Genomic DNA, 24,536 nt, shown 5'->3' on the forward strand with positions numbered 1-24,536 from the left:
TTATAAATGAACTAACAATTATCCACCTAAAATCTTCAAATATTTGCTTCATGACTGACTCACCTTCTCTTCAGACAGACCAGAGGATAGATGATTATCCATTAGTAACTTCTCTTCTAATTTTAAAAACGGCCAATAAATCAACGTCGAGATTCCTAAATTAAATATCCCTAAAAATAACGCTAGCCAGTTACCACCTGTTCCTAAAAATACTTGGAGGAATCCTGGGGTCCCCACAGGTACTGGGTAAACCATAGCTGGAACAATGTGCAAGAGAATTGCGAAAGCAGCAATAAACATACTGAGTAATGGTGCTAAAAAATACGGAATAACGAACGTTGGCAAAAACATAATTGGCAATCCAATCATGAGTGGCATATTCAAATTAAAAATCACCGGTAACAACGACCACCTTGCGACTATTCTAAAATCATGTAACTTACTTTCTCTTAGAATCAGTAGCACTAGAGCCAATAGCATCCCACTACTTCCAAAACTTCCATATGCGATATAGAGACTTTTGATTGTTAATGGAAAAGGAATATTCCATAAACTATGATGAATCAAGGCACTATTCAAATTGGTACTATTGTTTGTCGTACTTAAAAAATTCAATTCACTATCATTTAAACCTAAGAAAGTGAGCAGCAATCTCAAAATACTAATGCCAAATATCCAAAATATATGTGAGCGTGTGGTAATTAGATTGGGATTTATTTTTGAAGTTTCAGTAATAATAAAATTAATTATTATGGTACAAATCAGTGCCAATAGGAATGACAAATTGACTGAAAAAAATGAAGCAAATACTTTATTTAAAAAAGATGTCGGATTTTTTGGAATGGGTTTACTCCAACTTTTAAAAATACTGGCAACACAAAAGCCCACTAGTACACCTACAACAACCCCAGTTGATCCAATCCATGACATTGAAAACTGTCTATTGGAAAAACGATAAGATAGAATTAAAAGAGACACTGCCCCCACTAATCCTGCTAATTGGTCATCATGGTGTACTTTGGTAGCAAATTTAGCGGTTCCATAAGCGGATAAAATGCCTAAAATCCCCAACGTTGATTTTGTTAATAACTCAAAAATCATTCCGAACTTTCCGAAGAATCCACTTAATTTATTCAAATAAAGTACCTGACTTGCAAAACTATTAGGTGTAAAGAATATTAACTGTACCAACTGACTTAATGTTCCAATTAATACAAATGGAAAGATCAACACTGCAGTTTTTCGAATAACCTCATTGAACTGAATTTTCCTATGCCATATCAATAGAAAAGGCTCCAAAGCTCCAATAATCTCTTCAGTGATCATCTTTATCACTCCTCGCAAAAACTGAAAAATCAATCAACTTAATTTGAATTCAAAAGTTGATTGACTTTTAATTAATAAAACTTGAAGAAACAACTACGAGAATCCTTTTATTCATTAAGCAACATACTGAATATCCAATTCAAAAATTCCACATCGCCTTTGTAAATAATTTTGGATAGTCTTTGTTAACCTCATAGTGTCAGATACAGTCAACCCAGAATCAACTTTCACGATGGCTGAAATATAAATATCGTTTTCGTATTCCCGTCCATTAATTTTGACTATCCTCTCCACTTGGGGAAATTTAGCTAATTCAAGTTTAACCTGGCTCAACGATTCATTACTAAATCCATCAATTAATTTAAATGCACTACTATTCAAAATGAAGAGGCCCGTTCTGAGCATCAAAAGCCCAATAACGATGGCTGTCAACTTATCAAGCCAAGGAAACCCCAAATCAGACAGCACAATCGCCAATCCAGTCAATATTGCCGTTATTCCATCCCACTTCTGGTCGTTCGATGACGTCAACAAGGGCTTACTATGGATTTTTTGTGCGAAGTATTTGTTTAATAAGAAAACTATAAAGGTCATAATTCCACAACTAATGCCAACTATTGCTGCTAATGAATCTGGTCTTGTAGAACTATTACTGATCCAGTTAATTGTTCCTTTCCAAATTACCCAAAAACTAGTTTCTATAATCAAAATAGATGTTATCAAAGTTGAAATAGTTTCTGCCTTGGCATACCCGAACCTGTGCTCTTGATTCTTAGGTCTTTTTGCAAAGGCAATACCCATAATAATAATTAAGTATGCTAATGTATCGGTTGCACCATTATATCCATCTGCCTTTAAGGCTGTGGATTTGGCAACATTTCCAATAATAATTTTTGCTAGCGAAATAATTAAGTAAAATGTGACATTCATTGATGCTATAAATTGCGCCTGTTTTAAAACATGAATATCATTTTTTTCAAAATCTTTATAATCCAAATTATTCATCACCACCAACTACCATTGGATTTTTCATCATTGCTAATTTAAACCTAGCAATAATCAATAAATTAAGACCAATGGTAATTACAACTACTGTCCATAAATTATTCTGGATTGGAACGCTTGTCGAAATGGTGGCACGTAAAGCATTAATTAGATAGGTCATTGGTAACCACTGATTCATCGCCTTGGCAAATGGACTTAATAATTGTGTAGGATATAATCCACCAGAAGATGCTAGTTGCAAAACTAAAACAATCGATACCAACCAAGTTCCAAAACCACCTAAGAGATTTCTCAAGCAAAAAATTAATGATAGGAACAAACTAGAACCCAACAACAATTCCAAAAATAAAATGGATTGTGATTTAACGACTAAATTATTGAACTTAATGAGTGTAAACCACAAGACAATTGATTGGATTGTTGCTACGATTCCAATAACACTAGCTTTTGAGAACCACCAATTAAAAGGCACTTCCCGGATACTTACGAGGATCATAACCATCGTACATTGTTCCCAGAGCAATTCCTCCAACGTACAAACCAATTGCAATCGCAAATGGCGCCATACCCGTACCATTATTAGGCACCTTAGCAATATCTGTTACATCTTCTTTGATAGGACTTGATAATATTTGGGCATTCTTAGTATCAGTACTAATTTGGGCCAATCTTTGAACTCCAGTTGCTAATGAATTGGAAATCTTTTGGTTACCAACCTTTGCGGCCACGTTTGTATTGGGAATTCCCGCTAATTGATAGTTTCCAGATGCCGCCTGATTCATCCCAACAGTTGCTCCATTTAATGCACTCAAAATAATTTTTGAATACAACTGCGTTACTTGCTTAGAGACATTTTGTTTGATTGAAGTAGCTGCACCATTAGTTATTTTAGAAACAATAAAATTCTGACCTGAATTCATCCGATATTTGATCGTCATCTTTTGAGGATTCTTAGTTAGAATTGTTGTTGCATTTTTGGAAAAATCCTTCGGAATAATAACGGTCATATAGACTTTGCCATTCTTTAAATCTTTTTCGGCTTTGTCGTAACCCATTATCTTAAAATTAAGTGAATCACTCTTTTTAAGATTGTTTGCTAAATTATTTCCAATAGCGATATTCTTGCCATTATATTCAACTCTTCGATCTCGATTTACTACTGCTACAGGAATATTGTCAGTCTTCCCATAAGTATTCCACATCGAAGATAGATATAAATAGCAGTAAATTGCGGGAATCAAAGCAATTGCTATTAAAACTACAATAAACATCTTATTTTTGATTAAATAGGTCCATTCAGCTTTTAGCATTAGAATCACCATCCATTCAATATCTTGTATATTTCATATAATAGAAAGTTTGGCAATTTAAACAATATTCAATATTTCAATATGTGTTGATTTGTATTTAGCCATTTAAATGCAAAAATAAGTTATATCAACTTTAAACAATCAACATATTCAACAAAGTGTTGATTACTTGAATTTATTATTTTTTTCATTATGATTAGCTTCAACAAATCAACCAAGTGTTCAATAGGTGTAAATCATGGAAACTGATCTCAAGGTTATTCAAACAGAAATAAAGATACAAAAAGCATTTATCAAACTAGTGAGTTTGAACGGTTTCGATAAACTATCAGTCAAGGACTTAGTCACTGAGGCTCAAATAAACCGTGGCACTTTTTATTTACATTACTTGGATAAATATGATCTAATTGAAAAATATGAAAACGAAGTCCTTCTTCAAATCGAGGATATCTTCGAAAAATATCCCAAAGCTTCATCGACTGATATCAAAAATAATAAGTATAATAATGCCTTCTTTCAATTATTCAAATACTTATATAGTCAAAAGGAGCTTGCCGTCGTTTTAATGAAAAGTCCCGATTCAGTTATCATTCGAAAAGCTAAATTATTAATATTGCGAATCGTGCATGGTGGAACGATGTTTAAAGATAAAGTTCCGACTGATTTTGCTAATGAAATTTTGTCACAGGGAATTATCGACTTTATTCTCTATTGGTTAAGTCAAGCTCACGTTAAAAGCCCTAAAGATGCATACAATATTTTCTTGAATTCACGAGCACTCAGTCCGGAATTACTTACTCAAGATTAAAAATGCTATATTATTTGAAATTGAATATAATCAAAAACGGCTAGATATTTTTTCTGGATATACCAAAAAATATCTAGCCGTTTTTACATTCATTTCTATAACCAAAGCTGAGAAAGAACCAAAATATGTAAGGATGAGAGCTTTTTTACTGAGTAACTTCAACTTTTAATGAACTAATTTTACCTGCATTATCAAACTGATAATAATCAAAGCCATGCAATGAGAACAAGCTCCCATCACTCTTTAATCCAGCAACGACCCACTCAGTTTGATATTTGTTAGCCACATCTCTAACTGACATAATATGTTTCAATTGCTCATTGCGGCCAAAAAACACTTTGAAAAAATTTGAAATCTCAGTCTTCCCTGTAAACTCGTCACTTGTAGCCGTTTGAATATGAGCTGTTTCACTAAATAAAGATACTATTTCCTGAAAAGCTCGCATATCACTTGAAGCATAATCAGATAGTTTAAAATATTTTTGAATCGTTTTGACATTCATTTCTACATCAGCCATTTCAGTCGCTCCTATTGCTAAATAATAAAATGATTGTACGCCAAAATTAATTTAAAAATACCCCACTATACTGCTCGTCACTATTTAGTTTACTTTCTTACGCCAAAAAGTCTCACAATCTTTTTTATCTTCAACATTATATTCAATAAGATCTTTTAACAAATCATAGTTAACATCTTGATCGAAACCAATCCGAAAAATATGACTGCCATGGCCATATCCAGCAGCTTCAACTTTGGAGACAAACTGATCCATCCACTTCTCTTCAGGTGCCACAGCAATATGCTTCTTAGCGACACTGAAGCCAATAATGAAAGTTCCATGATCAGTAAACATTGGTTGATTCCAAGCAAATCGCTTGTTCAAATTTGGAAAGGTCTTTTCGACCCAATTCAAAATATCTGCCATACGTTGACGATGTGTTTCATCCTCAATATTATTTAAAAAATCCTCGAATACATCCATAATTTTCTCCCTGATAATCTGACTTTTATTTATTATAACAGTAGCGTTCAACTTTTATAAAAATGAAGTACCCATCCTTATGAAAAAAATTCACCATTAAGTTGAAATCTCAAGACTTCAAACTTAACAGTGAATTTTTTTCTAATGATTTATTAACTAAATATCCTTTTGATAAATAAAAAGTTCTCCCAATTTTCCAACTGCTCGACGTTGCGTATCAACAAAGCCTGCTTTGACATACAAGGCTTGAGCTGGGAGATTATTATGATTAACGGCAATAATAATCCGTTCAATTTCTTTATAATGAAAATAAATGAACTCCGGTAGCTGTAACAATGCTACTAAAGCAAAATCTTTTCTTCGAAAACGACTATCGATTGAGAAAGCTCGCACCAAAATATCAGTTCCAAAATTGCCGCCGTAAGCCAGCGGACCATCATTTGTATGCAAACAAAAACTACCAACTAAGCGCTTATCATCTAAAATCATAATTGGCGTCATATTAGAATTACTTTGACTGCGTTTTATTAAAGACTTAGGTTTACTAATCGGTTCATCTTCATTCAACTGATAATCATCTAGCATCGACTGTGTTATCACAGTTGGATCATATTCTACTAATCTAATTTTCATCTTGCGTCACGACCTATTAAGAACAAAACTTAATTAGCTTTCTGCCAAAATATTTTTCACTTAATTTGAAACAAATTTGATGAAAAAATCTTGACACCCTGAGTATAACCACTAGCTTTCACTTTGGGTATTAATAAGTCTATCCAACTATTCAACCCAAAGCACCATGACATGTTTAATCAAAAATAATCGAAAGTAATAACAAAACTTGCTCAGCTTTGTCCTACTTTCGACTATTATTTTAGCCTATGACTAATTTTTTTCACATCAACTTTACCCAAAATACAATTACCATCACAATCCCCATTGCAATCGTAAGACCGGTAAATTCATTCATGAGTGATTCAATTTTTCCAGTTGTAATCATTCTAAAACCTGTGTATGTCATTAACACCATTAGTCCGACCAAAATCCAATTTGACGGTATGCTCAACGATACAATTAACTTAGCAAAAGCAATTGCAGCAATACTTTCAAATATAATCGATTCTAGTGGATGTCTGATAACGTTATTTTTCAATTTTCTCATTTTAAAAATTAATCAATTCCCCATCGCTTAATCATCAAACTAAAAAATGATTAAAAGTTTAATGCAAAACTTGGTTCTTTAACCGCGATACTTGGAACTGAATCAGCATCACCATATGACATATTAACGAATCGATTCTTGCTATCACTTATCTTAATCCATTCGTTATTCGATACTTGACCCCAGTAAACATTATTACTATTAACAACGACTTGACTTACCTTCCATGATGAACCGTTCTGTAACGACCTAGTTAAGGTATTTGAAGACGTGTCATAAACTTTTTGATTGCCTAATAAAGTTACAGTTATAGAATTATTAACCGGTGTGTATGCTCTTTTAATCCATTGATTAGTGGCAACACGGTAATATCTAACATTATTGATAACTTTAACTTGATCGGCTTTCCATGATGAACCAACTGGTAAAGTTCTGCCAGTTACTACACCACTGTCGTTAACCACCGCTGTTTCAGCATTACCAACTGTTACGGTCATATCAACCTTGGCAGTTTCTACGTTGGAACCAGTATTATTATCATTAGACTTTACGATAATAGCTAAAATATATTCATTAGTTGCAACTTGATAATAATTATTACCTTGAATCGTTACGAGCTTACCTAATTGCCATGACGAACCTGCGGGAAGAATTACTCCATTAGATTGTCCATTAATATCGACAACTTTAACATTATAGCCTAATGTGCCAACAACTTTTTGTTGTGTATTAGTAGCTGTACTGCTACCTGTTGAAGTAGTATTTGAGCTATTGTTATTAATCTTCATTACAACAGCATCGGCATATGCATTTGTGCCCACTTGATAATAGGTATTTCCCTTAATAGTTACCAACTCGCCAAGTCTCCATGACGATCCGGCTGGTAATATTCTTCCGGTAAAATCTCCATTAGCATCAACTAATTTAACGTCATAACCCAAAGTACCGATTTTGGGCGTCGTGGCAGCCTTAACTGCGATAGGTTCCTCTACATGAGCGACAGAATCAATTGAATTTAAAATTGAAGGTGCCATTAAAATTGCTAATGAAGTTGCTAATACGATTCTTTTTTTATTCATAATTTTTTCATCCCTTGAAATAAAAATTTTCTAATATGACAGTGTTATTTATATAAACTCTACTATTACTGTTTATCACCATATAACATCTTAATCAAAGTTCGACAGGCCATTACAGAACTCAATAATTTTTCACCATTAATCATCGTAATTTCTCTAGTATGACGGTCAATCGTTTTAATATTTTTTGTGTTCACCACAAAAGATTTGTAACAACGGAAAAAGGCTGCGTTCTCAGCTTCAATCTCTCTTATTGTACTGTAAAACTCGAACTGTCCATTCATCAAGTGAACTATCACTTTGTGTGGGACGGTTGAACTCTCAAAAAATAAAATATCAGCCACCTTAATAGAGCGAACGTGATCGGCTGTTTTGATTTGATAAAAATCTTCATTGTGAGATTCTTTTTGCTTGAACTGTTCAACCGCGAGATTCATTGCCTTAATAACCCGATTTTGAATTTCATCTGGAAAATCTTTTAAAACAAAATCGAGCGCCTCAACTTGATATTTGAAAGTTAAAAAGACAAGTTCCGCATGTGTGGTGATGAAAACTATTTTGCTAGTTAAATCACGTTTACGGATTTTAGAAGCTAATTCAATGCCATTGATATCAGTTTTTAAATCGATATCCAAAAAGTAAAGACTGTTATTAACTTCGTTATTTTTCAAATACTCTAAAATTTCATGCGGACTTTGACTTGCTACTTGAATCTTCATTTCCAAATCTTCAATCAAAATATAATTATTAATATAATTAACTATTTCATTCAATTGTTTAGCGTCATCTTCACAGACATAAACATCAATCATTCTGTACCTCCCCGATTTTAATATTCAACTTTTGTAAGAAGTAACCGTTCAACTTCATCGTTTCTAAAGTAACGTTTTGATTTCGATCGATTATTTCCGTTAGATTTGCTAAACCCATTCCGCGATTATTTCCTTTAGTCGAATATCCTGGAGTCTTCATTTTCCAAACGGGTGGTGTTTCTTCTGTGATAGAATTCTGCACAATTATCATGATTGAACTTTCATCTTTCATTATTCCTGTCAGAATATCGCCATGGCTTTGTTTTTCGGTATCTTCAATCGCATTATCCAAAATAATCCCCAATGCTAACGCTAAATCCAACGAATCAACATAAAAATCATTTATCGGACTTCTAGCTTCAAAAGTTACTTCGATTCCTGCCATTTGAGCTGAATATAATTTATTAAAGATAATACTTTTTAATTCTTTATTTCCAACTCGGCTAATATCTTCCAATTTGTACTTTTCAGAATTCAACTTGGAAGATATCGGTTTAATCGAGTTGTCATAATATTGCTTTAACCCGTCAATATCATCCGTCTTAATGTATTCGTCCAATGACAATAAAGTATTTTGATAATCATGTCGAAACTTTCTCAACTCATTGTAGTGTTTTTCCATTTCTTTGATATAGCGATTATCATTTTTAATACGTTGCTTTTGGCTACGTAATTCGTAATCCCTTTTCGTCTGTTGAACACGTTCGTAAGATATTACGAAAAAAATAATAACTATCAAAATCAATAAAATTAAATTATAGACAATATTATTCAAATGATTATCTTGTCGTATTTCCGTAAAGAAAATCAATAGACAAAATATAATAGATGTCACCATCGCCATAACAGATTCAAGCTTCGTAAATTTAATATCGACATAACTCTGTCTATTTCTCACATACCTAACAAATAAACTTAAAGATAGGGCAAAAATGATCTCTAAAATAATCAAAACAATTAGATATAATTGTCCTAGTTTAAAGGAATCTACAATTATATCCGAAAAATGATCAAGCATAATGCCAGCCAAATATGACATAGTTACTGCAATCACTGAGGTTTCAAGATTACGTATATCTAGATACAAATAGATACAAGTTATCGAAACAAATATTGTCATTGCCAACAGTTGACTAAAATTACTCAGATACCCAATCAGATATGCTCCTGCAATCGAAAAAACTATATCCTTAATTTGAATCTTTTCACGACCTAAAGCAATCTTTGCATTCAAAACTATCATTAACTGCTGAACAAACAACATACTAAGCATTAGCAATAAATATCCTCTAATTATCTGATTTTAATTCTAATAGAATTATATCAAATAGTGCTCCAGTAATATGAAGTTGTCAAAATTCACTCATTTATTATCTTAAACTGATATTTATATTTCAAAATTATTCTATGTATTAACACACTTCCATTTCAAAACAAATGAATATATTGATTATCGATAATAATTTCATTTTTACAAGTTTAGTTTGCATTCCTCCCCAGGTATTATTCAAAACTATACAGATATGAAAATACTCTATCGATTTCATCAATAGTTCTAATAATATCGTATGAAAGTACCTGCAATCGATATTTATCTTAAACTACCTTTTTGCGTTCAAAATCTATTTAAATTACATTAACCATTTGATAATGACATCAAAATTTTTTACTTTTATTCCGATACTCCAGTTATCAACGATACAATAATATCCAAAATTATTTACCATTAATTAAAGAATAAATAATAAACTAGCCGGAAAGAACAAGAAATTTGGGTCGCTGTGAAGGTAGCTTTGGCACTTTAGTACCTACACCACGGGACAACTTTTGAAACTTTCGATTTATACAAGGCTCCATCCAGTCCCATTAGCGACCAAAATGTCTTGCTCTTGTTGGCGGAATATTTAACTAGCACTACGCGTAAAAGCCAGTTTATTAAAAAAGATATAAACTACTCTAAACTGATGATTTTTTAAGTTTGAACGAAAAAATTATCCCTAAAATAGAAATAAGACCAGCACTTAACATTACTGCTCGAAAACCATTGGTAAACAATGCTAAACTACCCATTCCACCAAATTGATAAAAGATAATCACTGAAATAGTCGTTCCTACTGCTCCACCTAATAAACGAAATACGTTATAAATTCCTGAGGCCTTACCGATTTCTGTTTTAGCAACTGCCCCTAAAACAACTTTTTGCAGAGCTGGTCCAGCCATTGACAAACCAACTCCAGCAATCGCTAACGGAATAATCAACTCTACATATGAACTACGATTATTCACTAATATCATAATCAAAATATAGCCAAGGCCTTGAAAGATCAGTCCCCATGTTGCAATCAATTTTTCTCCATATTTATCAACTGCGGTACCTGCAAACGGAGCCACTAATACCAAAGTCCCTGTCCAAGGTAATAGCTCTAAACCGGCAGTTAATGAATCGGCTCCTCCAACTACTTGTAAAAACTGTGGTAAGAAGAAAACTACCCCATACATTGACCCATACAGTAAAAAGGTCGCAATGTTTCCACCTGTAAAAGTTACTGATTTAAAATATTTCAGCGGAATCATTGGCTTAGTTTCCGACTTTTGACGTAATACGAACCAAACACCCGCTAATAAGCCTAAAACACCGACTCCAAGCGGCAATACACTTGATTTAATATCTGTTATGGCGGACAAAGCCCAGATAATGCTACTTGATGCGACTATAACTAACAGTGAATCAAGTAAACCCACCTTATCGCTATTACCAATACTCTCTGGCAACATCTTAACTGATAAAAGGATTACCATGATTCCTATTGGAACATTAATCCAAAATATCCATTGCCATGTCAATTTGGCTACGATCAATCCGCCTAAGGATGGTCCGACAATAAGTGCTAAACCACCGATACCACTCCAAATTCCTAAGGCTTTACCTCGTTTAGAAATTGGTAAAGCATTCGTCAAAATTGCCATCGACATTGGCGTCATCACTGATGCTCCGATTCCTTCAATAACACGGGCAAACACTAGAAATGTAATGTCAGTTGATAAGGCACAGAGAACTGAACCAATCGTAAAAATAAGTATTCCTAAGTTATAAACTTTTCGACGACCAAATCTCTCACCAAAAGAAACCCCAACTAAAAGAACGGCTGCAATCGTAATATTGTAGGCATTCATCGCCCACTGCAAAGTTGAAACGGAAATATGAAAATCAGTGCGAATTGCAGTCGATGCTGTAGTCACAATCATTGAGTCCATCATCGACATGAAAAATCCTAATGACGTTAAAACTAAAATCCAACTTGAGTTAATTTGTCTCTTTATCATTTCTCTTCCCCAGTCTTAAATTTCGTTCCAAAATAGTTCAAAACATTTTGAACTATTTAAAATTAACATGGGGCAAAATCTCTAGCAAGTAAAAAAAGCCAAACAAAAAGAGTGGAAATATCCACTCTTAAATATTTTTATAAAAATTAGTAACATACTTATCAAACGTTGACTGATTGAGACTGACATATTTTTCGCGAGCTTCTTTGTGAGCATTTATCAAGCCAGCTGCTTGTAAGAGCTTAAAGTGATATGATCCAGAGGTTTTACTAATATCAATTGCCCTACCAACTTCACCACAAGAAACTTCGTGATCGGTTTGCTTTAGATATTGAATTATCTCCAAACGCACGGGGTCCGCCAAGGCTTTAAATACTGCTATTTGTTGTGTCTTATTAATATTCTTCATATTGCTTATAATACTAAACCTCTATCATATTATTCAAGTATTCCTAAACCTATTTCTTTTCAAAAAATAATTCAAATTTGCTTTTAAGAATCTTTTTATAAAAAATATTAATACTACTTTATTGACAACATTTTTTGTTTATCCTTTAAATTCAAAATTATTATTATAATAAAAATAATCAAAACAGTTCCAAAGACATTATGGAATGAATTAAGCAGTACTTTATGAATAGCCACCGAATCCTCGATTTTTATAGAACTATTTGTCGAAATAGCCATGTTCAAATGCGCCAAACTTAAACCAGGATACAGTTTAAGATTATGATTAACAGTCAAATTAAAAATCAATCCTAAAATACCTGTCATAAGTGTCTGCCCTAAAGTAATTCCTAAAGTAACCATTGATGAAGCCATCCCGACATTCTTTTCGTCTACCAATGCTTGGGCCAACATAGTGTTCATCGTAATAACAATTCCCAAACCAGCACCTGTTATTCCGGCGATGATGTAAAACCAAACTACTGGCACTTTAAAACTGCTTAATACAAGAATTAAATAAAATAATCCTTGTATCGTTGCAACGGTAATAGTGATATATTTGGGAACATATTTACTAATTAACACTCCCGTAAAAAATGAAGTTATTAACCACATAATAGGACTAGGCGTAATAGCTAGCCCAGCAACTGATGCCGGAAGTTGGTATATTGCCTGAATCCACATTGGAAAATAAATCTGAAAGCCAATTTGAATGCCACTCATCAATAAAGCAGTTGTGACTTGAATCGTAAAAGTAGTTGACCTAAACATCTGTAGCGGGATTAATGGATCCAATGACTTTTTTCAATATGAATAAATAAAAACAATGAAATAACAAATATAAGTAATCCGCTAACAATTATCACTACATTTGGTCGATTGATTCCTAATAGCTGTAAACTAACTAAGGCTGAAAACAACATAATTGTTAACAAAGTTATGCCTAAATAATCAATTTTCAATAAATCATTCTTAACAAAGCTTTCTGTAAACTTAAATAAAATCAATAAGAAAACAATAATTCCTAATGGTACATTTATAAAAAATACCCAATGCCAATTCAATTTATCCACTATGAAACCACCTAACAATGGTCCTGATAAAGCAGAAACACCCCAAGCTGTATTATTCAATGCCATAATTTTAGAACGTTCTTGAAAACTGAACATATCAGCAATTATGGTAAAAGTAATCGGCCGTACAGCTCCGGCACCAATTCCTTGTATAGCTCGAAAAATAATTAATGAGTACATGTTAGTCGCAAAACCACATAAAAATGATCCTAAAGTGAACAAAAACACTCCTATTAAGAAAACCGGCTTACGACCTATATTGTCACTTAGTTTTCCATAAATTGGCGTTGAAATTGCAGTCGTTAACAAATAAATAGCAAAAACCCAACTTTGAATTGATAATCCATTCAGACTACTAACAATAGCTGGTAAGGCAGTCGTCACCACCGTAGTTTCGACTGATGTCATAAATGTAGCTATGAAAATAGATATTAATAATATCCTTCTGTGCATATTCTACATCTCCAAATAGTTTCATTAGTTGTATAACTATCGAAGTACGAACTAATAAAAAGATCCTATAAAGAATCTAAAAATCCTGGTAAATATTTCTTAAATGTTTGTCGATTAATGGATAAAAATTTGGTTTGAGCTTCCCTTCTTGTATTAGTTAGACCTATCTCACGAAGTGCTTTAGCATGATATGATACTGTTGACAGACTAAGGCTCAACAATTCACTCATTTCACTGCAAGACATTTCTTTGTCAGTTTCATTTAAAATCCGAATCATTTTCAAGCGATTTGGTTCTGAAAGTACCTTAAATATTTCTGAAAGGATTTTATCTTTGTTCTGTTCTTCGATAATCATAAAAGTATAGTAACTCCTATTTGTTAATTTTTCCATACTAATTCTTAAAATATACACAACGTTTTTATTATATATATCATTATTAATTTTATACTATCACTAATCAAAAAACATTTAACTGAATCAACTAAATGTTTTTACTACTAATGTTCTTTACGACGTTCTTGTCTTCTATCATAGTGACTGTTCTCTTTTCTTTGTGCCACAATATTTGTTGATATTTTTTGAGGATATTTAACTGAAGCTCGATACCAAACCATCCCTCGTTGTATCAACAATGTCACGCCTAAATATAATAGCAACTTTCATTTTTAAATTTCTACAAAAAAAGACAATCAACTTCATCATGAAATTAACCGTCTTTCCCGTCTCTGGTTCAATTTTTTCTGTGCAAAATAGACACTTTTTATTTATGAATATACATTCTTGTTATATCAGTGTCATCGTCCGCTTGAACCATACACAAAAATTTCCAGCCATATTTTCCATAAAAATTCGTATGATCTGTAATCAAATAGATGGGAGTAATTCCCTTTAATTTCATATCTTTTACAACAATATCGAGTAATTGTCCTGCAATTCCTTGATTACGATATCCTTGCTCGGTATATAATGCACATACGTTTGGAGCCAAATCTTTCCTGTTATGAAAATCATTTTCGATTACGCCCAGGCCACCTACAATATGCATATTATCCAAACAAAGATACCAACCGTACTCTGTTTTATGATTAAGATAAGATTCTATACATTCAAGGTAAGCCTCTTGTGGAACTTTCCATTTGTCATGAAACCACTCAGCTGCTATTTCTTTTAATTCTGGCACTTGTCTCAAAGTGACATATTTATATTCATTCATATCAGCATTTCCTCAATCTTAATTTTTTCTTATTAATGAAATGGCTGTTTTCTTATATCCACCAACTAGTAGTGATATCTCCTAATTTGACAATTTTCTTATTTTCATAATCCAACATAATCTCAATAGATTGATAATTCTCCGGCATCAGCTGCACCATAAATTCTCTACAGGCGCCACAAGGTGGGATAACTTTTCCTTTACCACCAATGGCTATAACTCGACAAATATCTTTCTCACCATTTGTAATCATATTGGCAATAGCACTTCTTTCCGCACACATCCCCAAAGAACATGCTGTGTCAATACAGACGCCGACATAAATATTTCCCTTATTCGTAAGAACTGCTGCACAAACACCTCCTGCTTCAATCAAAGAAGATATTTCTCTTTCATATTGGACATTTCGTGCAACAAGATACATTTTATCCCATGTTCCATCAAATTGTGAGAGGGCTAATTTTTCTATTTTTTGCACAAAATTATCTTTTCCATCACAATATCCATCTATGTCATAAGGAAATTCCCTTGCAAGTTCTTTTTTATCTTTGCATATTCATCTCGTTCTTTCTTATGGGTGCGCATATAATCACGAAAGGCAAGATGTCTTCCAATATTATTCCAGTCCTCCGCCTGAAAGATATGAATTTGATATGTTCGTTCATCTCCGCCTTTACGAAGATACCGTCTACCTTTAATTCCAAATTCACCAAGATACTCATATCCTATTTTTGAAAAATCAGCTGCGGTATGATCTACCCTCACCATACCGGTTCGCTCATTATATATGTCAGAACTTATATCTTCAATATTCATAGATTTAGTAGCATTCTTTAAATCATACTCTTGATGTTGTTCAAATAGACTTTTATAGACTGGAACAAATGATATTACACCGTTATCGTCCATTCTTAATAATGTAGTTATATACAAACATTCTAAACTGATTCACTCTTCATGAAATCACTCGGAATTACCCCATCCATCCCAATCATAGGGTTAATAGCATTATTCATAACCATATCCATCGTCAAACGGTAATCTTTAGGTTCAGCATCTTCCGGTTCCACGTCTTTATCAGTTTCAACATCAGGCTGCTTAATCTTAAAGGTCGTAAAGATACGTTCCTTCAAAGTTGTCTGACGTTCACTTGATTGATCACGAATTGAACGCTCAAAAGCACTCCGATCGCCAACCATAATCAACAAACGTTTAGCACGAGTAACAGCGGTATACAACAAATTACGGCGTAACATCCGTGATTCTTCATTGACCAATGGCAAAATTACCATCTCAAATTCAGAACCTTGCGATTTATGAATCGAAGTACAATAAGCTAACGTGATATTAAGCCAATCTTTCCGGTCCAAAGTTACTTCATTCCCGTCAAAATCAATGACTAATTTATCAACTTTATCCGTATTCTCTTTAGCTAGAATAATACCAACAATTTGACCAATCTCACCATTGAAAACATTGTCTTCCGGCGTATTGACCAAGTAAACAACTTTATCTTTAATCCGATACTTAATGTTTCCCATCGAAACTTCTTTACGCTTAGGTGTCATCGGATTGACGACATTTTGAATCACGTAATTTAAATTATCGATTCCGGCAGTACCACGATACATTGGGGCTAAAACTTGAACATCCGCAATATCAAAACCACGTTCACTCGACTTACTAATAATCTGCGACAAGACATTGGGTACATCTCGACTTGTACAATTGATAAAACTACGGTCAGAACGATTTTCGAAAATTCCGTCAACAATAATACCTTCGTTGATATCATGTGCCAATTGAATAATCGTTGAATCTTCGTCTTGACGGTGAATGTCTTTCAACATCATCGTTGGAAAGGCCTCACTATTGATCAAATCAGCGAACACTTGCCCCGGTCCGACTGAAGGTAACTGATCACGGTCACCAACAAGCACTACTTGTGTTCCCGGTTGAACGGCTGAAATCAAAACTTTAAACAATTTCGTATCAACCATAGACATTTCATCAATAATCAACAACTTACAGTCCAAACTTGGTTCAGCATACTCATCGTCTTCTGTACCAGTTAAACCTAATAACCGATGAATCGTCATTGCTGGCAATCCAGTTGACTCACCCATATGTTTAGCTGCACGTCCTGTTGGGGCTGCTAAGGCGATTGCATAATCATCGGAGCTAGGGTCAAGGGGCATATCGTTTAAGCTCCCATAGGCTTTAACAATCGCATTGATAATTGTTGTCTTACCAGTACCAGGACCACCAGTTAGTAGAAATATCGGTGCGGTCAATGATTGTTCAATTGCTTGAGCTTGTGAATCATCATAATGAACATTGAAATCCGACTCAATTTCTTTAAGTTCTTTTTTCAACGCCTTTTTCTTCCAGGGAACACCCTTAAAACTATCCGTAATCATCTTCAATGATTGAGCAATTGACCATTCGCTGTCTGCTAAATCCTTCAAATAAACATTACCATCTTGAACTAACAAAACACCGTCTTTAACTAAATTACGTAACCCCGCAACAAGTTTATCTTGTAAATTATCAGTTGAACCGGCACGCAAAACTCCACTTACACGTCGAATCAATTCTTGACCATCAACGTAAGTATCGCCAGTCTCATTGATCAACAAACTAACCATTTGAATCAAAGCACCTTTAATTCTACGTGGGTCATCACCGGTAATTCCTAATTGTTTGGCCAATTCATCAGCACGTTTAAACCCGACACCTTTGACATCGATCACCAACTGGTACGGATCTTCGGTCAATTTATCAAGGGTCTGGACACCATACTTTTGAAAAATTCGCGCACTAAGGGTTGGTCCAAAACCATAATTATTCAACTGATACAATGTCTGTTCAGTTTGATGATTGCTAGAAATTTGTTCGACAATCATCTTAGTTTTGTCCTCACCAAGTTTGAGAAAATCTAAAGCATGTGGATCTTGGATAATTTTGTCAATCGCACCCTCACCAAGTTCATCAACAATTTTCTCAGCTTTTTTCTTGCCGATACCAGGAAATTCATCTCCTGAGAAAAAGGCAATCAACTGTTTGCGGCCACTAGGTCGGCTCCGTTTATAAGTTGTCGCTTTGAATTGTTTACCATATTTAGGGTGATCAACGATTTCACCTTCAAATTTATACTCTTCTTCAGCTATTTCACCAAAACTACCGGTGACAACAATATCGCCGGCATCCCAGTCAGTATTGGTCTTCTTAACTTTAATCGTAAAAATTTTATAGAGATTTTCTGGATTTTCAAAAAAGATGGCTTTGACAGTCCCCAAGAAATATGGTTTCTCGTTACTTTCTGTCATCGCTATCTCCTTGTTTGATAAATTCTTGTAAATCGGCTAATTTTTTCTCGTTTTTCAAATAATACTTTTCATCAAGTTTTTTCGATTGATCCAAGTAATTTTGATAATCTTGATGTAAGTTCATCGCACATAAAGCCATATTGAAGTAATACTTCGCCTGTGGCTTGATTTTGTTAGCTGTCTGGTAAAACCCTAAGGCTTCTTGAAAATTACCGTTAGCGAGCAATAAATCAGCTAATAGCTCATTAGCTTGTAAATCACGTGGGGCCTTTTCAGTAGCAGTCAAAGCGTACATAATTGCCAACTGCTTTTTACCTTGTTGATCAAGCGTTTTAGCCATCATGAAATAAGCTTCAAACGCATAGTTATCATTAATTAAACTTTGGAAAATCTCATTTGCTTTATCAAATTTATCGGCTAGATAATAAACATTACCTAAGTTATAAAGTAAATCTTGATTATCCTTAAACATTTCTAATGAACGCGCTAGTAATTCTTCAGCTTGTTCCAAATCACCGGCTTGAACCAAATAAGTCGACAATTGTAGAATTTCAGGTAACTGTTTAGGATTTTTATTCAAATCAGCCACAATCAGTTTGATTGCTTGTTCTTTGTCACCTTGATTAAATAATTTTTCTGCCTGTTTGTTCATAAATACCTCAAATAGTATCCGAACTCTCTAGTTTCTTGTTCAGATATCCTGTCTCATTCCATTTAATTAATCTAAAATAGCCATCCTCATAGCGTAAATGCGTCAAACTAGTATTCGATAGCCCACCGTTTTTGCGGATATCAGCTATTTTGGTGCCTAAAAGTGATTGGATCATAGTAACTAAAGCTGCCCCGTGACTGACGATAACAATATTACTTTGTTCATCGTTTTCGGCCACGATTTTTTTAACCGCTTTGGTCGTCCGTTCAGCAACTTTTTCAAATGATTCCCCTCGAATCAAACCATAATCATAGTTAGTTGGATCATTTCTAAAAGCGTAAATTACTTCGGGCATTTCCTCTTCTAGCTCAGAGAATTTACGACCTTCCATGATACCCAAATCAAATTCACGCAAGTCACGGACAATTGATAACGGAATTTGATGTTTCAAATCTTTGATCAATGTTTCTGCAGTAGTTTTAGCACGGGGTAATGGACTCGAATACATATGATCAATCTTTGTATTCTGAAGTCTTTTTGCCAACAGACTGATATCATGCAAACTTTCTGGTAGTAATGGTGAATCACCATGTCCACCTTGATACTTTCCCTCTAAGTTCCATTCGGTCTTTCCATGTCTGACAAAATACAATTCCATTTTTTTCTCACCTTACCAAGTTAGTTAAGTATAATTATCGGTTTTTTTGTTGGTTTTTTCAAGGTGGATTGAATATAGTGCTGATGTGTATAACATATTTAATAGAATTTTACGAATTGTCTTTTATATATAAAAAGGTTCACTTGAAGTTTGTTTTAACTTCATAGTGAACCTTTCGTTTTTTTGTTGTTTTAAACCATATATTTGCGGCGGCTCTAAAACGAGCTACGACAGGGCAACTCCTTCCGCTTTTCATAGGACTGCAAATCGCACACAAAACCGGTGTGCAATTCACAGTCCTACGAAAATGCTCGGGAGCTGGGCGCCCTGTCTGCCTCTCTGCCTCTCTTAGATATACTGCAACTTCTTCTCTGCCATATAAGCAGCGTCGATTGTTGCTCCTCCTAGGCACTCTTCACCATCATAAAAGACAACTTCTTGTCCTGGTGTGATAGCACGTACTGGATTATCAAACTCTACGTTTACCTTACCATCGTCCAAGACGTGAACTGTAACGCCGACGTCTTGTTGACGATATCTGAACTTAGCTGTGGAATGGAATGTATCGCCATAGTCTAAGCCTGTGATAAATGATAGGTCTGATGCATCCAAATGATCGGCGTATAGTGCTGGATTGTCATATCCTTGGTCAACGTAAAGAATGTTCTTTGACATATCCTTACCAACTACGAACCAAGGCTCGTTTGACTTACCATTTCCGCCAAGACCAAGTCCTGATCTTTGACCGATTGTATAGTACATCAAACCAGCATGCTTACCTTTAACTTCACCATCTGGTGTCATCATTGTACCAGCTTGGGCAGGCAAGAATTCGCTTAGGAACTTACGGAAGTTTCTCTCACCGATGAAACATACACCTGTTGAATCCTTCTTCTTAGCAGTAGCTAAACCAGCCTCTTCAGCAATACGACGTACTTCTGACTTTTGCATACCACCGATTGGGAACAAAGCCTTTTGTAGTTGATCTTGTTGAACAGTACTTAGGAAGTATGTTTGGTCCTTGTTAGCATCACCACCACGTAACAAGTGAACAACACCATTGTCATCGCGGAATGTTTGGGCATAATGACCCATAGCAATGTAGTCAGCATTTAACTTATTAGCATAGTCAAGGAAGGCCTTGAACTTAACTTCCTTGTTACACATAACATCAGGGTTTGGAGTTCTACCCTTACGATACTCATCCAAGAAATATTCGAACACACGGTCCCAATACTCCTTCTCAAAGTTAACTGAGTAGTAAGGAATACCAATCTTGTTGGCAACCTTAGCAACATCCTCATAATCCTCAGTTGCAGTACATACACCAGAGTCATCAGTGTCATCCCAGTTCTTCATGAAAACTCCGATAACCTCATAGCCTTGTTGTTTCAAAAGAAGTGCACTAACTGACGAATCAACGCCACCACTCATACCTACTACAACACGCTTCTTCTTATTATCCATTTCAAAACCTCATTTTATTGGACTTTCTTTATCTTCGGTCGTACCACAAAAACAATTATTAACTTCATTCAATATTTTTTATAGTTATATCGCACAAAAAGTAACAAATACACTAGCCACTGGTTGCAACAAATGTTGACCGCAGTGAAGGTGGCGTTATGGCTTTAGCCATTACACCACGGGACGACTTTTGAAATTCGCGTACTTTGCGAAGTTCAAAATCGAGACTTGAGACCGCTCTTCGGCTCAAGTCGGTCCCCACAGCGGCAACATTTGTTGCAACCAGCGGCGGCAGCTAACCAAAATTAAGAAAAATCCATTTATTTAACTAATACATTTTTTTCTTTTAAAAAGTTCATTAAGTATCGATAATCACTTACTTCTGCTTCAGTGTTCTTTACTTTGAACATATTGATATTATGCAATCCTGATTTATCAGTAATTGCTAATTTTAAACTATCTAAATCTTTGTCAACAGTTGCACGCAAATAATAGCGAGCTTCATATGGAGACGATCCATTGATTGGATGTACCAAACGAAAACTTCCTTTATTTGATTCCATGAATCCTGCATCCATTAGTGAATATTTCTTTACTTCGGGGTCAAGTGTGTAAACCTCTTGGTCCCCTTGTACTTGAGCTTGTCGTTTATCCATTTTATTCATCCCTTACAAAAATTTTATCTTAATTATAAGTTTGAATAAAATGACCTAATTAGTCAAGTCGGAAACGATTTCAATCAATTTGTTGGTAAATTTAACAACTTCTTCTTCAGTGTTATCTTTACCAAAACTAATTCTAACTGAATCATGAACTCGCGGACTATCTTCACCATACATCGCAATCAATACGTGTGAAGGTTCCAAACTACCAGCAGTACATGCCGAGCCACCGGAGATAGCAAAACCTTCCAAGTCTAATCTAGTTAACAAGACGCCACGATCAACTCCTGGCAAATACAAATTCATCACATGATTCAAAGCATGGGCATCTGTTGGCCCATTGATAGCAAATTTTATATTATTTTCTTTTAAAATATTTTGAATTGTTTGTTTAAAACCAAAATATCTAACTTGTCTAGCTTGTTTTTCTTCCGGAGTAATCAGTTCGACGGCTTTAGCAAACCCAGCGATGGCAGGAACATTTTCTGTCCCAGCACGTCGTTTGGTTTCTTGGTCGCCTCCTTTAACAAATGATGGAATTGAAATTGCATCATTGATATAAAGAAAACCGATAAATTTAGGCCCATTAATTTTATGAGCTGATGTCGATAACATATCAATGTGTTCTTTTTTTACATCAATATCTTCCATTCCAAATGCTTGAACAGCATCAGTATGGAAAAAGGCTTGATGATCTTCTAGAACTTCTCCAATTTCCTTGATAGGGTTCATGGAGCCGACTTCGTTATTGCCATACATGATTGATACTAAAATAGTATCGTCTCTGAGGGCATTTTTAACTTGTTCGGCAGTCACTTCACCACGTTCATTAGGTTTCAAATATGTTACTTCAAATCCTAATGATTCAAGATATGCTAAAGGTTTGAGGATAGCCTCATGTTCAATAGCAGTTGTAATGATATGTTTACCTAATTTTTGTCTAGATAATGCTGTTTCGATAATCGCTGTATTATCACTTTCAGTACCACCACTAGTAAAGACAATTTCTGAGTCTTTAGCGTTAATACTTTGAGCAATCGTATGGCGACTTTCATCTAAGACTTTTCGTGCCTGACGACCAAAATAATTGGTAGCTGAAGCATTACCAAAATTATTAGCCATCTGGTCATGAATCACATCGACTACAGGTGTAGCCATCGGTGTGGTGGCAGCATTATCTAAATAAATAAATGCCACAATAAATCCCCTCTATTCTTGGTCTAAAAAGTTCAGCAACATAGTTACTGATTTGCGTCCGGCTTGTAAAACAAAATCGTCAAAATTGACACTAGCATCTTCGTCTCCCACATCACTCATTGAACGAATAACAACAAATGGTGTATGGAATTGTGCACAAGTTTGAGCCACAGCGGCACCTTCCATTTCAGCGGCTAAAGCATCTGGGAACGACTTTTTAATTGTAGCAATTTTTTCTTTAGAGTCAACGAATTGGTCTCCGGTCACAATTAATCCGACACGTGCAGTTAAACCTGTCCGTTCGGCAGCGTCAGAAATTTTCTTAACGTAAGTGGAATCAGCATTGAAATAAAGCTCTTGTTGTGGAAGTTGACCAACTTTGTAGCCAAAACCAGTTGCATCAACATCGTGATAAGCCATTTTATCAGAAATGACTACATCACCGATATGTAAGCCAGTACCAATACCACCAGCTGAACCTGTATTAACAACAAAATCTGGTTGATAACGGTCATTGATCAAAGCAGTTGTAATACCAGCTTGAACCTTACCAATACCACTTTGAGCTAGATATACATCATGGTTCTTATATTTACCAATTGTAAATTCAACACCAGCAACTGATTCCTCTTTAACATCAGTTAGTGATTCCTTCATTAATTTAATTTCTTCTTCCATTGGAACAATTACACCAATTTTCATACTTTACCCCTCAAATAAAAAATAATATTAAAAATACTAACACAATTAAGCCGAATACTGTAATGATGGCAATATTTAACTTTTTTTTCAATTTATTTGTCTTTTCATCAAAAACCGATAAATTTTCTTGTATTACTTGCTCTGGATGTTGCTGACGATACTCTTCTTCAGCCCGACGACGTTCTTGTTCGCGAATCTTTTGCTGTTGAGCTTCAACTTGATCAGCTCGAACGACCGTCTGCGGTTGTTTGGATGATTTAACTTTTGAATTATAAAAGTCCTTTATTTTATCAAACATTTATTTTTCCCTTGCTTGTAATAACTCCCAATAAGTAATGGCATAAATTGATTTCGAATCACAAATTACACCAGCCTCAACTTGAGCTTTGGCTTCATCAAGAGTTAGTTTTTCAACATTCAAGAATTCATCTGGATCAAGTGGACGTTTGAATTCAACTTCCTTCAAGTCAGTTGCCTTAAAGACAGTTAATTTTTCATTGGAATAACCCGGGCTAGCAAAAAAGGCCGTTACCTTTTCTAGCTTGTCAGTTGTCATCCCCAACTCTTCATCCATTTCACGTAAAGCAACTTCTTTCAAGTCACTACCTTCATCTGGATCAATTTTTCCGGCTGGAATTTCTAAAGTTTCTTGTTCTAAAGGTGTCCGCCATTGTCTAACAAAAATCATCTTGCCATCATTAGTAAACGGAATAATCGCCACAGCACCATGATGTTGTACAACCTCACGAATATCAGGAATACCGTTAGGCAAAACAACTTGTTCCACGTCAACGTTAAAGATTTTGCCGCCAAACATCCGTTTTTTAGCAACAACCTCTTCGTAGTATCTTGAGTCTTCTTTTTCCATTGTAG

Annotated in this window: 28 protein-coding genes and 1 pseudogene; 1 reads left to right on the forward strand and 28 read right to left on the reverse strand. The window is 34.7% G+C overall.

What is annotated here, in order from left to right:
- Nucleotides 1-48: 48 nt before the first annotated feature.
- From D1B17_RS07525 to D1B17_RS12780, 4 genes are all read right to left on the reverse strand, one after another.
- On the reverse strand, nucleotides 49-1,326 hold the full coding sequence (locus tag D1B17_RS07525) for a PTS transporter subunit EIIC (protein WP_120142273.1): 1,278 nt from the start codon (nucleotides 1,324-1,326) through the stop codon (nucleotides 49-51).
- A gap of 114 nt (nucleotides 1,327-1,440) precedes the next feature.
- Nucleotides 1,441-2,322 (reverse strand): cation diffusion facilitator family transporter, encoded by an 882-nt coding sequence (locus tag D1B17_RS07530; protein ID WP_166806644.1) that lies wholly within the window; start codon nucleotides 2,320-2,322, stop codon nucleotides 1,441-1,443.
- Between the two features lies 1 nt (nucleotide 2,323).
- Nucleotides 2,324-2,833 carry a YhgE/Pip family protein gene (locus D1B17_RS12775; protein WP_240704384.1) on the reverse strand — a complete coding sequence of 170 codons (510 nt, stop codon included), beginning with the start codon at nucleotides 2,831-2,833 and terminating at the stop codon, nucleotides 2,324-2,326.
- Nucleotides 2,793-3,641 carry a YhgE/Pip domain-containing protein gene (locus D1B17_RS12780; protein ID WP_240704385.1) on the reverse strand — a complete coding sequence of 283 codons (849 nt, stop codon included), beginning with the start codon at nucleotides 3,639-3,641 and terminating at the stop codon, nucleotides 2,793-2,795. The genes D1B17_RS12775 and D1B17_RS12780 overlap by 41 nt, the downstream gene beginning before the upstream one ends.
- Before the next feature lie 238 nt (nucleotides 3,642-3,879).
- On the opposite strand from D1B17_RS12780, the gene D1B17_RS07540 reads away from it, so the two are divergent.
- Entirely contained in the window at nucleotides 3,880-4,449 is a 570-nt protein-coding gene (locus D1B17_RS07540; RefSeq protein ID WP_120142271.1) for a TetR family transcriptional regulator, read from the forward strand.
- Between the two features lie 145 nt (nucleotides 4,450-4,594).
- Here D1B17_RS07540 and D1B17_RS07545 read toward each other — a convergent pair whose 3' ends face one another.
- The 24 genes and pseudogenes from D1B17_RS07545 to D1B17_RS07655 all read right to left on the reverse strand — a co-directional run bounded on the left by D1B17_RS07545 (nucleotide 4,595) and on the right by D1B17_RS07655 (nucleotide 24,531).
- A complete protein-coding gene (locus D1B17_RS07545) occupies nucleotides 4,595-4,966 on the reverse strand; it encodes a hypothetical protein (RefSeq protein ID WP_120142270.1) in 372 nt (123 codons plus the stop codon).
- An 84-nt stretch (nucleotides 4,967-5,050) separates the two neighbouring features.
- Nucleotides 5,051-5,431: an iron chaperone gene (locus tag D1B17_RS07550; protein ID WP_120142269.1), complete on the reverse strand. Its 381-nt coding sequence runs from the start codon at nucleotides 5,429-5,431 to the stop codon at nucleotides 5,051-5,053.
- 156 nt (nucleotides 5,432-5,587) lie between these two features.
- Nucleotides 5,588-6,064 carry a GNAT family N-acetyltransferase gene (locus tag D1B17_RS07555; RefSeq protein WP_120142268.1) on the reverse strand — a complete coding sequence of 159 codons (477 nt, stop codon included), beginning with the start codon at nucleotides 6,062-6,064 and terminating at the stop codon, nucleotides 5,588-5,590.
- Nucleotides 6,065-6,326: 262 nt separating this feature from the next.
- Nucleotides 6,327-6,593, reverse strand: a complete 267-nt coding sequence (locus D1B17_RS07560) for a hypothetical protein (protein WP_120142267.1) — start codon at nucleotides 6,591-6,593, stop codon at nucleotides 6,327-6,329.
- Nucleotides 6,594-6,643: 50 nt separating this feature from the next.
- The gene (locus tag D1B17_RS07565) at nucleotides 6,644-7,672 is read right to left on the reverse strand and encodes an SLAP domain-containing protein (protein WP_120142266.1); all 1,029 of its coding nucleotides are present in this window, start codon (nucleotides 7,670-7,672) and stop codon (nucleotides 6,644-6,646) included.
- 65 nt (nucleotides 7,673-7,737) lie between these two features.
- Nucleotides 7,738-8,484 carry a LytR/AlgR family response regulator transcription factor gene (locus tag D1B17_RS07570; protein ID WP_120142265.1) on the reverse strand — a complete coding sequence of 249 codons (747 nt, stop codon included), beginning with the start codon at nucleotides 8,482-8,484 and terminating at the stop codon, nucleotides 7,738-7,740.
- Nucleotides 8,477-9,757 (reverse strand): sensor histidine kinase, encoded by a 1,281-nt coding sequence (locus tag D1B17_RS07575; protein ID WP_166806645.1) that lies wholly within the window; start codon nucleotides 9,755-9,757, stop codon nucleotides 8,477-8,479. The genes D1B17_RS07570 and D1B17_RS07575 overlap by 8 nt, the downstream gene beginning before the upstream one ends.
- A 683-nt stretch (nucleotides 9,758-10,440) precedes the next feature.
- Nucleotides 10,441-11,808 carry an MFS transporter gene (locus tag D1B17_RS07580; RefSeq protein WP_120142263.1) on the reverse strand — a complete coding sequence of 456 codons (1,368 nt, stop codon included), beginning with the start codon at nucleotides 11,806-11,808 and terminating at the stop codon, nucleotides 10,441-10,443.
- A 127-nt stretch (nucleotides 11,809-11,935) separates the two neighbouring features.
- On the reverse strand, nucleotides 11,936-12,217 hold the full coding sequence (locus D1B17_RS07585; RefSeq protein ID WP_120142262.1) for an ArsR/SmtB family transcription factor: 282 nt from the start codon (nucleotides 12,215-12,217) through the stop codon (nucleotides 11,936-11,938).
- A 113-nt stretch (nucleotides 12,218-12,330) separates the two neighbouring features.
- Nucleotides 12,331-13,781: pseudogene (locus D1B17_RS07590) on the reverse strand (MFS transporter).
- Between the two features lie 65 nt (nucleotides 13,782-13,846).
- Complete coding sequence (locus D1B17_RS07595; protein ID WP_120142261.1) at nucleotides 13,847-14,137, reverse strand: ArsR/SmtB family transcription factor; 291 nt, start codon at nucleotides 14,135-14,137, stop codon at nucleotides 13,847-13,849.
- A 143-nt stretch (nucleotides 14,138-14,280) separates the two neighbouring features.
- Complete coding sequence (locus tag D1B17_RS12625) at nucleotides 14,281-14,421, reverse strand: hypothetical protein (protein WP_166806646.1); 141 nt, start codon at nucleotides 14,419-14,421, stop codon at nucleotides 14,281-14,283.
- A gap of 122 nt (nucleotides 14,422-14,543) precedes the next feature.
- Nucleotides 14,544-14,996, reverse strand: coding sequence for a GNAT family N-acetyltransferase (locus D1B17_RS07600; RefSeq protein WP_120142260.1), 453 nt, complete (start codon nucleotides 14,994-14,996; stop codon nucleotides 14,544-14,546).
- 52 nt (nucleotides 14,997-15,048) lie between these two features.
- The gene (locus tag D1B17_RS07605; RefSeq protein ID WP_120144229.1) at nucleotides 15,049-15,420 is read right to left on the reverse strand and encodes a cytidine deaminase family protein; all 372 of its coding nucleotides are present in this window, start codon (nucleotides 15,418-15,420) and stop codon (nucleotides 15,049-15,051) included.
- Nucleotides 15,421-15,503: 83 nt separating this feature from the next.
- Complete coding sequence (locus D1B17_RS07610) at nucleotides 15,504-15,905, reverse strand: GrpB family protein (RefSeq protein WP_205880146.1); 402 nt, start codon at nucleotides 15,903-15,905, stop codon at nucleotides 15,504-15,506.
- Between the two features lie 29 nt (nucleotides 15,906-15,934).
- Nucleotides 15,935-18,325, reverse strand: a complete 2,391-nt coding sequence (gene recD2 / locus D1B17_RS07615) for an SF1B family DNA helicase RecD2 (protein WP_120142259.1) — start codon at nucleotides 18,323-18,325, stop codon at nucleotides 15,935-15,937.
- Nucleotides 18,312-18,977, reverse strand: coding sequence for a tetratricopeptide repeat protein (locus D1B17_RS07620; protein ID WP_120142258.1), 666 nt, complete (start codon nucleotides 18,975-18,977; stop codon nucleotides 18,312-18,314). Before D1B17_RS07620 ends, recD2 begins: the two co-directional genes overlap by 14 nt.
- Before the next feature lie 7 nt (nucleotides 18,978-18,984).
- Nucleotides 18,985-19,635, reverse strand: a complete 651-nt coding sequence (locus tag D1B17_RS07625) for a histidine phosphatase family protein (RefSeq protein WP_120142257.1) — start codon at nucleotides 19,633-19,635, stop codon at nucleotides 18,985-18,987.
- A 348-nt stretch (nucleotides 19,636-19,983) separates the two neighbouring features.
- Complete coding sequence (gene mnmA / locus D1B17_RS07630; protein WP_120142256.1) at nucleotides 19,984-21,102, reverse strand: tRNA 2-thiouridine(34) synthase MnmA; 1,119 nt, start codon at nucleotides 21,100-21,102, stop codon at nucleotides 19,984-19,986.
- A 320-nt stretch (nucleotides 21,103-21,422) separates the two neighbouring features.
- Complete coding sequence (locus D1B17_RS07635; protein ID WP_120142255.1) at nucleotides 21,423-21,758, reverse strand: hypothetical protein; 336 nt, start codon at nucleotides 21,756-21,758, stop codon at nucleotides 21,423-21,425.
- Nucleotides 21,759-21,812: 54 nt separating this feature from the next.
- Nucleotides 21,813-22,961, reverse strand: a complete 1,149-nt coding sequence (locus D1B17_RS07640) for a cysteine desulfurase family protein (protein WP_120142254.1) — start codon at nucleotides 22,959-22,961, stop codon at nucleotides 21,813-21,815.
- A 12-nt stretch (nucleotides 22,962-22,973) separates the two neighbouring features.
- A complete protein-coding gene (locus tag D1B17_RS07645; protein WP_120142253.1) occupies nucleotides 22,974-23,663 on the reverse strand; it encodes a 5'-methylthioadenosine/adenosylhomocysteine nucleosidase in 690 nt (229 codons plus the stop codon).
- Between the two features lie 10 nt (nucleotides 23,664-23,673).
- Nucleotides 23,674-23,961, reverse strand: a complete 288-nt coding sequence (locus D1B17_RS07650) for a hypothetical protein (protein WP_120142252.1) — start codon at nucleotides 23,959-23,961, stop codon at nucleotides 23,674-23,676.
- Nucleotides 23,962-24,531: an NUDIX hydrolase gene (locus D1B17_RS07655; RefSeq protein ID WP_120142251.1), complete on the reverse strand. Its 570-nt coding sequence runs from the start codon at nucleotides 24,529-24,531 to the stop codon at nucleotides 23,962-23,964.
- Nucleotides 24,532-24,536: the final 5 nt, after the last annotated feature.

Origin of the sequence: Companilactobacillus zhachilii (assembly GCF_003606365.2) — a bacterium.
Classification (GTDB): Bacteria; Bacillota; Bacilli; order Lactobacillales; family Lactobacillaceae; genus Companilactobacillus; species Companilactobacillus zhachilii.